Annotated in this window: 12 protein-coding genes; 5 read left to right on the forward strand and 7 right to left on the reverse strand. The window is 67.9% G+C overall.

Annotation, left to right across the window (positions count from 1 at the left end; translation table 11 throughout):
• Window positions 1-564 precede the first annotated feature (564 nt).
• Together AVMA1855_RS25940 and AVMA1855_RS25945 are read right to left on the reverse strand one after the other, a co-directional pair.
• Window positions 565-1,146: an acyloxyacyl hydrolase gene (locus AVMA1855_RS25940; RefSeq protein ID WP_284427918.1), complete on the reverse strand. Its 582-nt coding sequence runs from the start codon at window positions 1,144-1,146 to the stop codon at window positions 565-567.
• A gap of 174 nt (window positions 1,147-1,320) precedes the next feature.
• Window positions 1,321-1,908 (reverse strand): Spy/CpxP family protein refolding chaperone, encoded by a 588-nt coding sequence (locus AVMA1855_RS25945; RefSeq protein WP_284427919.1) that lies wholly within the window; start codon window positions 1,906-1,908, stop codon window positions 1,321-1,323.
• Window positions 1,909-2,274: 366 nt separating this feature from the next.
• Between AVMA1855_RS25945 and AVMA1855_RS25950 the strand changes: the two genes are divergently transcribed.
• From AVMA1855_RS25950 to AVMA1855_RS25970, 5 genes are all read left to right on the forward strand, one after another.
• Window positions 2,275-3,279, forward strand: coding sequence for a recombination-associated protein RdgC (locus AVMA1855_RS25950; RefSeq protein ID WP_284427920.1), 1,005 nt, complete (start codon window positions 2,275-2,277; stop codon window positions 3,277-3,279).
• A 185-nt stretch (window positions 3,280-3,464) separates the two neighbouring features.
• On the forward strand, window positions 3,465-3,857 hold the full coding sequence (locus AVMA1855_RS25955) for a DUF6152 family protein (protein ID WP_284427921.1): 393 nt from the start codon (window positions 3,465-3,467) through the stop codon (window positions 3,855-3,857).
• Window positions 3,858-3,865: 8 nt separating this feature from the next.
• Window positions 3,866-4,357 (forward strand): DUF2214 domain-containing protein, encoded by a 492-nt coding sequence (locus AVMA1855_RS25960; RefSeq protein ID WP_284427922.1) that lies wholly within the window; start codon window positions 3,866-3,868, stop codon window positions 4,355-4,357.
• An 84-nt stretch (window positions 4,358-4,441) separates the two neighbouring features.
• Window positions 4,442-5,695 carry a spore maturation protein gene (locus AVMA1855_RS25965; protein ID WP_284427923.1) on the forward strand — a complete coding sequence of 418 codons (1,254 nt, stop codon included), beginning with the start codon at window positions 4,442-4,444 and terminating at the stop codon, window positions 5,693-5,695.
• A gap of 79 nt (window positions 5,696-5,774) precedes the next feature.
• Window positions 5,775-6,023 carry a DUF3297 family protein gene (locus AVMA1855_RS25970; protein ID WP_284397321.1) on the forward strand — a complete coding sequence of 83 codons (249 nt, stop codon included), beginning with the start codon at window positions 5,775-5,777 and terminating at the stop codon, window positions 6,021-6,023.
• A 125-nt stretch (window positions 6,024-6,148) separates the two neighbouring features.
• Here AVMA1855_RS25970 and AVMA1855_RS25975 read toward each other — a convergent pair whose 3' ends face one another.
• The 5 genes from AVMA1855_RS25975 to AVMA1855_RS25995 form a co-directional block, all read right to left on the reverse strand.
• Window positions 6,149-6,625, reverse strand: a complete 477-nt coding sequence (locus AVMA1855_RS25975; protein WP_284427924.1) for an STY0301 family protein — start codon at window positions 6,623-6,625, stop codon at window positions 6,149-6,151.
• 19 nt (window positions 6,626-6,644) lie between these two features.
• A complete protein-coding gene (locus tag AVMA1855_RS25980; protein WP_284410060.1) occupies window positions 6,645-7,037 on the reverse strand; it encodes a BPSL0067 family protein in 393 nt (130 codons plus the stop codon).
• A 72-nt stretch (window positions 7,038-7,109) separates the two neighbouring features.
• Window positions 7,110-8,297 carry an acetyl-CoA C-acyltransferase family protein gene (locus AVMA1855_RS25985; RefSeq protein ID WP_284407803.1) on the reverse strand — a complete coding sequence of 396 codons (1,188 nt, stop codon included), beginning with the start codon at window positions 8,295-8,297 and terminating at the stop codon, window positions 7,110-7,112.
• 172 nt (window positions 8,298-8,469) lie between these two features.
• On the reverse strand, window positions 8,470-9,273 hold the full coding sequence (locus tag AVMA1855_RS25990; protein WP_284427925.1) for an enoyl-CoA hydratase/isomerase family protein: 804 nt from the start codon (window positions 9,271-9,273) through the stop codon (window positions 8,470-8,472).
• A 185-nt stretch (window positions 9,274-9,458) separates the two neighbouring features.
• Window positions 9,459-10,415 (reverse strand): ATP-binding protein, encoded by a 957-nt coding sequence (locus AVMA1855_RS25995; protein WP_284427926.1) that lies wholly within the window; start codon window positions 10,413-10,415, stop codon window positions 9,459-9,461.
• Window positions 10,416-10,515 lie beyond the last annotated feature (100 nt).

Consider the following 10,515-nt stretch of genomic DNA (forward strand, 5'->3'; position numbering starts at 1 on the left):
TGATCCACCACCGCCAGCTTAAAGGCCAGTGTGTAGTCCTTCTGCGTTCTCTTAACCCATTGATCCACTTGACTTTCCTTTCTGATGAACAGAAAGGTGTCAACCTCATTCAGGACGGGTCAGAGGCGTTCGCCCCTTTCTTCTTTCCCTTCCCTTTTTTTCTTTTCCCACGGCGGGTGGAATGCCTTCGTCTTGCACCAGGCCCGGGTGACCTCAGGCAAGGAGCGCGGCGGTCGGTTTTTCGGCGGCCCGGAGGTTCCTTGTTATTCCATTAAAGGTTCTATCAATACATAGCAGTAGTAGTAGAGGAGCCCCGTTTCTGTGGACAAGACCGATTTCCTCAACGCTGCCAAGCACTTGGATGGCCGCAAACCCTGTGGCGCTGGCCGGGTGAACCGACATGCCGGGCGACAACAACTTCGGCGCATCGGCATCTTCTGTGGATAACCCATGGGTTGCTCTGGAAATGTCCCCAGGCTTGTCCACAATGCGCCCCGGATCGGCATCGGCCAAAGAAAAAGGGCCCCGAAGGGCCCTTGTTGGCATGGATGAAGCAGGCAGGGATCAGAAGTGGTACGCGTAGCGCAGCTGCACGAAGTTCTCGCCCGGGTTGGGCTTCTTGATGCCCGCGTTGGACAGGTGCTGCACCCGCAGCACGATCTCGTGCTGGCGCTGCGCGCCCAGGCTGTAGCCCACGCCCAGGTGGGAGCCGAAGTTGTAGCGGGTGCTGAACTCCTTGTCGGGGGTGTGGTACTTGCGGTCGGCATACGTGATGCCGACGCCCCCTTCCCAGAACCAGTTGGCGCGGCCGTTGTCCGGGCGCAGGCGGAAGGTGGGCGTGAAGCCGACCACGGTCAGGTCGCCTGAGCCGTTGACCCCGTTGTACGACCAGCGGCTGGCGGAAATGTCCCAGTAGCCGCGCACTTCATTGCCCCACAGCTCGCTCTGCCAGTTCCAGGGCAGCGTCACACCCACGGCGGCGGAATCGGTCTGGTGTTCTGCCCAGCCGCCTTGCACGTAGACGGACGGGCTGGTGCCCGAAGGCTGGGCGTGAACGGCGCCTGCGCCGGCGACGCAGGCCAGCGCCAGGAAAAAAGCGTTCCCGCGCAGCAGGGCGCGGGAACGCAGGAGGTGGGTGATCGGCATGGAAATTCCCTCGATGGAATGACTGTGGGTTTGCACAACGTGTGTAACCCACTGTATTCCGCCCATCGGGGGGTGCGTTGTAGGCAGTCGCCTCAACCGTACTGATCGGTCGGGATCTGACCGGAGGGTATGCAGGGATGTCCAGACTCTGCGCAAACCCCCCGGACCGGTCGCTTACTGCGGCGCGGGTGCGGGCACCGGCGGCACGGCCGGGCGTTCGCCGCGCGGGCCGCCGTGGCGTCCGTCCTTGCCGCGTTCACCATCGCGTGGGCCGCCCATGCCGGGGTGGCGGTGCATGCGGCGGCTTTCCTGGTCGAAGGTCTTTTGCTGCGCCGGGGTCAGCGTGGCGTAGAACGCCTTGGTGGCTTCATCGCGGCGGTCGGCTTCCGCGCTGTGCTGGGCGCGCATGGCCCGCATGCGGTCGATGCGCTCGGGCGTGGTCAGCTGGTCGAGGCCCTTGGGATCGAGCCGCGCGCCGCGCTCCTGCGGCTGCATCGCGGCCTTGAAGGTGTCCCAGGCGGGCTGCTGGGCCGGGGTGAGCTGCAGCTTTTGCTGCAGGGCGTTGGCACGCTGCTCCATGTGCGCCTTGCGCTGCTCGGGGCTGGGCATGCGGTGGCGCGGGCCGTCCTGCGACTGGCCGGCGGCGGGCGGCGCGGACGGGGCGGGGGGAGGGGTCTGCGCGAAGGCGGGCGCGGCGAGGGCGGCCAGCAGGGCGGTGGCGGCGGCGGCGCCGGCGATGCGTCGTTGGAAGAAGATGGACATGGTGGTTCCTTTCTTGCCCCAGGGGGCGAGTGGGTCCGCCGCAACGACCGTTGCAGCGGTTGAGGGCCAGTGTCTTCCCCCTGTGTAACGCCGGCGTGAGGCGTTCGTGTGGCTGTGTAAAGTTGTGACAAGGGTTGGTTGCCCTGTCCGTGCAATGGGGGACGGGAATGGCCCCATGCCGGCGTATCGATTGCCTGTGAAGCTATTAAATAAATAGCAAACGGGGTGCCATGCCGGTGAAGGCCGCGCCAGGCCGCGGGCCCGGCGCCGACCGCACCCCCGACAATGGCACCCCGTTGCACCGCGCCGCGCCCCCGGGCGGGCGCCCCAGGGTGTGCCAATGAACGTCAGAGCTGAAGGATTTCCGTGTTCAAGAACATGATCGTGTACCGCATCGCGCCGCAGTGGCAGGTGGACCTGTCGCAGGTGGAAGAGGCGCTGGCCAAGACGCCGTTCGTGGAGTGCGGCGCCACGCAGGAAAAATCGCTGGGCTGGGTGCCGCCGCGGGGCGACGCGCACGGCCTCATGGCCGAATCCGTGGGCGGGCAGTGGGTGCTGCGCTTCATGGTCGAGTCCAAGATGCTGCCCGGCTCGGTGCTCAACCGCAAGGTCAAGGAAAAGGCCGCGCGCATCGAGCAGGAAACCGGCCGCAAGCCCGGCAAGAAGGAAGCCAAGGAGCTCAAGGACGAGGCCAAGCTCGACCTGCTGCCCATGGCCTTCACCAAGCAGGGATCGATGTGGGTGTGGATCGACCCGCAGGCCCACTGGCTGGTGCTGGACACCAGCAGCCAGTCGCGGGCCGACGAGGTCGTCACGCTGCTGGTCGAGGCGCTGCCCGGCCTGTCGGTGGCGCTGCTCGATACGCAGACCTCGCCCCAGGCCGCCATGTCGCACTGGCTCAGCACGCAGGAGCCGCCCGTGGGCTTCAGCGTGGACCGCGAGTGCGAGCTCAAGAGCGCCGACGAGGCCAAGGCCGTGGTGCGCTATGCCCGCCATCCGCTCGACATCGACGAGGTGCGCGAGCACATCGCCGCCGGCAAGCTGCCCACCAAGCTCGCGATGACCTGGGACGACCGCGTGTCCTTTTTGCTGAGCGAAGGCCTGCAGGTGCGCAAGATATCGTTCCTGGACACGGTGTTCGAAGGCACCAAGGCCGATGACGGCGGCTTCGACACCGACGTGGCCATCGCCACGGGCGAACTCAGCAAGTTGATTCCCGACCTGATCGAGGCGCTGGGTGGCGAAGGCCGCACCGAACTGGGCGGCACGCCCCCGGCAGCGCCGGCGGCCGGCACTGCCGCCCCTGCGCCTTCGAGCAGCCCTGCTGCCGTGGCGGCCGATGGTGCCGAAGACGACGACGCACCGTTCTGACCCGCGGGCCCGTGGCCCGGGACAGCGCGCTGCCGCGCGGGCGCGAACCCGCATCGCCGTGGGGCCATCGTTTGGCGATGCGCCCCGCTGCGTGCACGATGGCTGTCGCGGCAGGGCCGGCCTGGACCGATGGCCGACCGGCGCATTCCCCACGTCCCGTGAAAACCGTTGCCTGGAGGTATCCGATGACCGTCATCACCCGTTCCGTTGTCAGCACCGCCGTCGCCCTGGCGGCCCTGTGCGCCGGCCCCGCGCAGGCGCACCACGGCTGGTCCTGGGCGGAAGAAGCCCAGTCCGAGCTGGCCGGCACCGTGCAGCGCGTGCAGATCGCGCCGCCCCACCCGACGCTGGAGGTCAAGACCGCCGAGGGCGCCGTCTGGCGCGTGGAGCTGGGCAATCCGTCGCAGACCGAGCGCTCCGGTTTCACCGCGGCCTCCGCCAAGCCGGGCGATGCCATCACCGCCATCGGCAACCGTGACCGGGACACTTCCCAGCGGCGCATGAAGGCCGTGCAGATCCAGGTCGGTGGCAAGACCTACGACCTCTACCCCGAGCGCATCCAGAGCCCCAAACGCTAGAAGGCCCCATGGATTTCGCCGGGCTCACGCCCCTGCTGGACACCCTGGCCGCGTCCGCCCCGGCCGCGTGGCTGCGCCAGTCCGGCACGGCCTACTTGGTGGTCAACGCCTTGCACATCGCCGTGCTGGGCCTGGGCGTGGGCGCCGCCGTGCTGCTGGACCTGCGCCTGTGGGGCGCCATCGGCCGGCGCATTCCGCTGGCGCTGCTGGGTCCGTTCCTGTCGCGCGCGGCGGGGGCGGGGATCGCGCTGGCCCTGGTCACCGGGCTGTGGCTGTTCGCCACCCGGCCGGCCGACTACCTGGCCAATCCGGCATTCCTGGTGAAGGTGGCGGTCATCGGGCTGGCGCTGCTGAATGCGCTGGCGCTGCATGCCGGCGGGCACTGGGCGCGCGCCCTGCGCGAAGGGCGCGCTGGCGGCTGGGTGCGCATGCAGGCCGCGGTGTCGCTCGCGCTGTGGCTGGGGGCCGTGCTGGCGGGGCGCTGGATCGGATTTCTCTGAGAACGTCGGGCGATTGAGCGCCAACGCGATCTCCAAAAAGACATTGAACAGGTTCTCAGGGTCCGTGCGGCTACCATCCCGGCCATGGCGCTCAACTGGGTCTGGATCGGGTTCTTCACCGTGGCGTTCGCCACGGCCGTCGTGCGCTGGCTGCTGGGCGCGGACGGCATCTTTCAGGCCTTGCTGGCCGCGCTGTTCGATGCGGCCCGCTCGGGCTTCGAGATCTCGCTGGGCCTGGCCGGCGTGATGGCGCTGTGGCTGGGCCTGCTGCGCGTGGGCGAGCGCGCCGGCATGATCGAGCTGCTCGCCCGCGCCGCCGCCCCGCTGCTGCGCCGGCTGTTCCCCGGCGTGCCCGACGGCCACCCGGCGCAGGGCGCGATGACCATGAACCTCTCGGCCAACCTGCTGGGCCTGGACAACGCCGCCACGCCGCTCGGCCTCACGGCCATGCGCGAACTGCAGACCCTCAACCCCGGCCCGCCCGACACCGCCAGCAACGCGCAGATCATGTTCGTGGTGATGAACACCGCGGGGCTCACGCTCATTCCCACCTCGGTCATCGCCATCCGCCAGAGCCTGGCCCTGAAGCAGGGGTTGGGCGCGGGCTTCAACGCGGCGGACATCTTTTTGCCGACGCTGCTGGTCACCTTCGCGTCGCTGCTGGCGGGCGTTCTGGCCGTGGCCGTGTGCCAGCGCCTGCCCCTGTGGCGCGCGCGTCTGCTGCTGCCCGTGCTGGCCGTGGCCGGGCTGCTGGCAGCGGCCGTCACTGCGCTCGCCCGGTTGCCGGCCGAGCAGGCCGCGCGCATCGCCGGCACCACCGGGGCCGCGGTCATCCTGGGCGTGGTCATGCTCTTCGTGCTGGCGGGCGCCGTGCGGCGCGTGAACGTCTACGACGCCTTCATCGAAGGCGCCAAGGAAGGCTTTGGCGTGGCGGTGCAGATCGTGCCGTACCTCATCGCCATCCTCGCGGCCATCGGCGTCTTCCGCGCGGCCGGCTGCATGGATGCGCTGCTGGGTGCCATCGGCGCGGGCGTGACGGCGATGGGCTGGGACACCGCGTTCCTGCCGGCCCTGCCCGTGGGGCTGATGAAGGTGCTTTCTGGCGCCGGCGCGCGGGGCCTGATGATCGATGTCATGCAGACGCACGGCGTCGATTCCTTCGCCGGCCGCCTGGCCGCCATCGTGCAGGGATCGACGGAAACCACCTTCTACGTGCTGGCGGTGTACTTCGGCAGCGTGGGCATCCGGCACGCGCGGCATGCGCTGGCGTGCGCGCTGGTGGCGGATGCGGTGGGGCTGGCGGCGGCGATCGGGGTGGGGTACGCGATGCTGCGGTGACTGCGCTGCCTCTCAAACCTTGGACAATTCACCCCTTCGACTGCCATCCCATTCACGCCTTCCCTCAGAAAGCCTTTCCGTGACCGACGCTCCGCAACGCCCCGACCTGCCCGACCACCTCTCCATCGACCCGCGCAGCCCGCACCATGTCGCCGCCGTGTTCGAGCACGACATCGGGATCCGCTTCAATGGCAAGGAGCGCTTCGACGTGGAGGAATACTGCGTGAGCGGGGGCTGGGTGAAGGTGCCCGCGGGCAAGACGGTGGACCGCAAGGGCCGGCCGCTGATGATCACGCTCAAGGGCGCAGTGGAAGCGTTCTACAAGTGAAAACCCCGCCATGCCGGCGGATTGTTTGCCTGGATTTCTATTAAAAAGATAGCAAATCGACGGCGTTGCCTGTCGCGGCGGATTCCCGCCTGCCGGGCCGTCCGCCGCGCGCCCTCAGGCGCGGCTCACTCGCACTGGAAGCGCGTCTGCAGCGTGGCCGGGTTCTTCGTGGTGCTCGATCGGGCGGTGCAGCGCTTCACCGAATCGTCCACGCGCTGCACCACGCGCACGGCGCCGCCGGCGTAGTCGCACGCGAGGAACTTGCCCTGCGGGTAGTCGCCTTCGAAATTCCACACGGCCGTGGCGCCCCCCTTGCCGGGCTTGTCCGACTGGGGCATGAGGGCGGCGCCCTGGGCGGGCGGGCCGTCGAAGACGTTGTGGCCGGTCAGGCGCAGGGGGCGCTGGTCGAGCACGATCTCGGTGCCGGCCGGCAGGCCGGCGGCCTCCGCGCGGGGCGAGGTGAGGCGCACGGTGGCCGGGCAGTCCAGCGATGACGTGGCGGCAACAGCGGGAGCGGACAGGCCTGCGGCGGCGGCCGCCAGGGCGAAGGCGAGGGCCGCGCTATGGGCGGTCGGTCGGCGCAGAAGGGGGGCTGGGCTCATGGGGCCTTTCCTGGGTCGGTCACTCGATGACGGAATACGCGGCGGCGTTGTTGCTGGGATCGACGAAATCCCCGTTCTTGCGCTGGACCTGGGGGCGGATGTAGCGCATGGACACCTTGGGTTTTTGCGTATCGCTCAGCCACTGGTCCATGACCCAGATGCCGCCGGGGTCCTGCGAGATGAAGAACGCCGCGTGGTTGCCCGTGGGCAGGCTGCCGTAGTGGCCCTTGCCGTTGAAGGTGGCGATCGCCGTGCCCTTCTTGATGTTGGCGTTGCCGAAGACGGTCTCGCCCGGTTTCCAGGAACTGGTGTGGGGCAGTTGCGCATAGTGCTGCAGCAGGGCGACGCAGTGCTTGCTGCCGACCTTGCTGGTTCCCTCCAGGGCTTCGGCGTTCTGGTAGATGTAAGGCATCGTCGAGTGATCGGACAAAAGCAGCGATACTAGTCGGCCGCGTGCCTTTTGCCCCGGCTGTTTCCAACCGTTTCAAACCCGCTCGAAGATGGCCGCGATGCCCTGCCCGCCGCCGATGCACATCGTGACCAGCGCATAGCGCCCGCCGGTGCGGTGCAGCTCGGCGACGGCCTTGGTCGTGATGATCGCGCCAGTGGCGCCCACGGGGTGGCCCAGGGAGATGCCCGAGCCGTTGGGGTTGACCTTGGCGGGGTCCAGGCCGAGTTCCTGGATGACGGCGCAGGCCTGGGCGGCGAAGGCCTCGTTGGCCTCGATGACGTCCATGTCCTCGATCTTCAGGCCCGTGCGCTGCAGCACCTGGCGCGTGGCGGGCACGGGGCCGATGCCCATGTAGGCCGGGTCCACGCCCGCGTGCGCGTAGCCGACCAGGCGGGCTAGCGGCTTGGCGTTCAGCGCGGCCACGCGGTCGCCGGCCACCAGCACCACGGCGGCCGCGCCGTCGTTGATGCCCGAGGCATTGCCGGCGGTGACGCTGCCGCCATCCTTCTTGAACGCGGGCTTCATGCCGGCCAGCACGTCGAGCGTGGTGTTGCCGCGCACGTGCTCATCGGTGTCGAACAGCACGGTGCCCTTGCGCGTGGCGATCTCGACCGGAACGATCTGCGCCTTGAAGTGCCCGGCGGCGATGGCCGCGGCGGCGCGGTGCTGGCTGGCGGCGGCCAGTTCGTCCTGCATGTCGCGGCTGATGCGGTAGCGCTCGGCCACGTTCTCGGCGGTGATGCCCATGTGCATCTTCTGCCAGGGGTCGTGCAGGATGCCCAGCATGTAGTCGATGCTCTTGGCGTCGCCCATGCGCTGGCCGTAGCGCGCGGCGGTGTCGAAGTACGGGCCGCGGCTCATGGATTCGCTGCCGCCGCCGATGGCCACGTCGCAGTCGCCCAGCACGATGGCCTGCGCGGCCGACACGATGGCCTGCAGGCCGGAGCCGCACAGGCGGTTGACGTTGAAGGCCGGCGTCTCGATGGGGCAGCCCGCATCGATGGCGGCCACGCGGGCCAGGTAGGCGTCCTTGGTGTCGGTCGGGATGACGTTGCCCATGACCACGTGGCCCACGGTGTCGGGTGCGAGGCCGCTGCGTTCGATGGCGGCGCGCGTGACCGTGGTGGCCAGCTGGCTGTTGGGCACGTCCTTGAGCGTGCCGCCGAAGGTGCCGATGGCGGTGCGGGCGGTGCCGACGATGAAGACGTCGCGGTGGTTCATGGCAGGGGTCTCCTCAAGGAATGAATGAATGAACGGACAGGTGCTGAAAATCAGGTGCCGCACGGTGCGCTGCGCTGCGGATCGGACGGAATGGTAGGGCCGGGCGGCCGGCAGGGCAGGCGTGTGGGCGTCAGCCGCCGCTGCCGTGTCGTGCCCTGCCGCGCAGGTTTGCCTATCGCCCTTCGAAGCGCGGCTTCTCCTTGGCGTAGAAGGCGGCGATGCCCGCGGCCAGGTCGGCCGTGCGCGCGCAGTCGCCGAAGGCGCGGGTTTCCGCCTCCAGTTGCGCGGGCAGGTCGCGGTCGAACGAGGCGCGCATCAGCCGGCGCATGTGGCCCAGCGCGACCGTGGGGCCGGCCGCCAGGCGCTCGGCGAGTGCGTCCACCGCCGCATCGAGCTGGTCGGCGGGCACCACCCGGTTGACCAGGCCCAGGCGCTCGGCATCGGCGCTGGTGAGCGTGTCGCCGAGCAGGGCGATCTCCAGCGCGCGGCGCAGGCCCACCTGACGCGGCAGGGCCCACGAGGCGCCCACGTCGCAGCTGGTGCCCAGGTTGATGTAGGCCAGATTGAAGCGCGTGCCCTCGGCGGCGAGGATGAAGTCGGCCAGGAGCATCAGGCTCATCCCGGCCCCGGCGGCCACGCCGTGCACCTTGGCGATGACGGGCGCGTCGATGTTCGCGAGCAGGGTGGCGGCCTCGTTGAGCGGGCCCAGCAGGTCGGCGGCGCCCTGGACGGGGTCTTCGCGCAGGGTGGCCAGATCGCCCCCCGCCATGAAGCCCTTGCCCGCGCCGCACAGCACCACGGCCCGTACGCCCGGATCGGCCGCGATGCTGCGCGCGGCCGCGCACAGGGCCTGGGCCATGGGCACGTCAATGGCGTTGAGCGCGGCGGGGCGATGGAACTGCAGCGTGGCAATGGCCCCCTCGCGGCGAAAGACCAGGGGCGGGCTGGCGGCGTCGGGTGCGGGTGGCTGCGGCATCGTTGTCTCCTGTGCAAGGTGAGCCTGCTTTCGTGAGCAAACAAAACCACCTTGGTTTTGCTGCGAAAGCGACCAAGTTGCCATGCTTTCTCCAGCATGGGCATGCGTTGTTTAACCCGCTATCGTGCCTTCTCAACAGATGTCGGGTTTTATAAGTCGTTGATTTATATGAAATGCCCGATCGGTCAAAGGGCTGCTTTAACTTTTTTATCGCCTGTTGGCTTAAAGACCGACGTATCTGCAAGATACCAGCGGGCCCACCGCCGCTGGCCAAGAACACCGATCAAACCCTCATTGCGTAACTCGTCGAGCAGTTTCTGCACTGCCTTCATGGGCAGCGACGGCAACACTTGGCGGAACTCGCTGAGCGGTGCACCCGCTTCCCCCTGGTCTTTGAGGTGTTGCAGCAACAGGGCCTTGTTGGTGCCGTGATCCAGGCCCCGCTTGCGGGTATAGGTGCCTTTGTTTCCCAGCGTCGCATACAAGGCGGCAGCCAGCATGTATTTCGCGGTTTTGCCACGGCCCATCATTTCCACCGCGCCGACTTCTGCCAGCGCGGGCAGGCGCTCCTGAATTTTGGGGGTGAGCAAACGGCCTTGTTCCAACCTCTCGAGTGCCAGATAGTCCAGCGTTGAAAAACTGCGCAGCGTCTCTTCGCCCAGCCGCTCCATGAACCGCACAAACGCCGGGTTGCGCACTCCGCCCTCCAGCGTCAGCCGAACTTCATGCGTGGCCGTGCCCGCAAAGCTAGGCAGCGGCTTGCCCTGGCGCACGGCGCTTTCCATCATCAGGTTCAGACCTTGTCCAGAGCGCTCGATCAGGCCGCACCGTCCCAAGGCTTCTGCCAAGCGGCGATTGCGTGGGTATTGCTGATCGATGATGTTTTCCGGAGTAATGCCTGGAGGCAGACCGCCAGGACTCACTACTTCCAGGCGTTTGGCAAACTGCCGGATGAAGATCGATCCACCCAACCTGTAGTCGCGGTGGGCGACCGCGTTCAAAATGGCTTCACGCACCGGCACTTCAGCGAAGGTGGGCAGGTCCATGCGAAAGAAGTCGTCCTGGTAGCTTTGGCGGTCGTTGCGCAGGTTGATCTTTTTCCATAGTGCATCTTGCTGACCCGTCCTGGAATAGGTTGACACCTATGCGGGACTGAACCCTAGCCGTAATTGGCTTGCAAGAGACGCCCGGTGCACCGCATCGGGCGTTTTGTATTCTAGGGACAGGTGGGGCCGCTGCTCG

It is taken from the genome of Acidovorax sp. SUPP1855 (genome assembly GCF_030158955.1).
Taxonomy (GTDB): domain Bacteria; phylum Pseudomonadota; class Gammaproteobacteria; order Burkholderiales; family Burkholderiaceae_C; genus Paracidovorax.

Coding starts and splice junctions, on each gene's coding strand:
- AVMA1855_RS25940 (WP_284427918.1), bottom strand. CDS start 1,146: ATGCCGATCACCCACCTCCTGCGTTCCCGCGCCCTGCTGCGCGGGAAC.
- AVMA1855_RS25990 (WP_284427925.1), bottom strand. CDS start 9,273: ATGCCGCAGCCACCCGCACCCGACGCCGCCAGCCCGCCCCTGGTCTTT.
- AVMA1855_RS25960 (WP_284427922.1), top strand. CDS start 3,866: ATGGATTTCGCCGGGCTCACGCCCCTGCTGGACACCCTGGCCGCGTCC.
- AVMA1855_RS25955 (WP_284427921.1), top strand. CDS start 3,465: ATGACCGTCATCACCCGTTCCGTTGTCAGCACCGCCGTCGCCCTGGCG.
- AVMA1855_RS25975 (WP_284427924.1), bottom strand. CDS start 6,625: ATGAGCCCAGCCCCCCTTCTGCGCCGACCGACCGCCCATAGCGCGGCC.
- AVMA1855_RS25980 (WP_284410060.1), bottom strand. CDS start 7,037: ATGCCTTACATCTACCAGAACGCCGAAGCCCTGGAGGGAACCAGCAAG.
- AVMA1855_RS25945 (WP_284427919.1), bottom strand. CDS start 1,908: ATGTCCATCTTCTTCCAACGACGCATCGCCGGCGCCGCCGCCGCCACC.
- AVMA1855_RS25965 (WP_284427923.1), top strand. CDS start 4,442: ATGGCGCTCAACTGGGTCTGGATCGGGTTCTTCACCGTGGCGTTCGCC.
- AVMA1855_RS25985 (WP_284407803.1), bottom strand. CDS start 8,297: ATGAACCACCGCGACGTCTTCATCGTCGGCACCGCCCGCACCGCCATC.